At 60.5% G+C, this 261-nt stretch carries 1 protein-coding gene; it reads left to right on the forward strand.

All coding sequences use genetic code 11. From position 1 onward, the window contains the following. Positions 1 to 26 precede the first annotated feature (26 nt). Positions 27 to 261 (forward strand): GPO family capsid scaffolding protein (locus ACW9IR_RS29965; protein WP_457462252.1); only part of this gene is annotated, 235 nt, incomplete at its 3' end.

Raw genomic sequence — 261 nt, forward strand, 5'->3', positions numbered from 1 at the left:
TCAGCGATTGAGCGCAGTTACCACTCATGCCCCGTTCCCTTGTCTCCTACTGGAAGCGTGTTGCTACCAGCGGCCCGACCATTGATGGCCGCGACATCCTTCCCCAGGAATTGCGCGACATCGCTGAGACCTACACCCCGGCCAAATACACCGCTGTGATCTGGTGTGACCACGAGCGCTGGCCTGGCTCCCACGGCACTGTGTTTGCCGTGCGACTGGTGGAAGAGGGCGACGATCTGGAGCCTGGGCAAATTGCTTTGG

It is taken from the genome of Pseudomonas sp. SDT291_1_S447 (assembly GCF_054070155.1).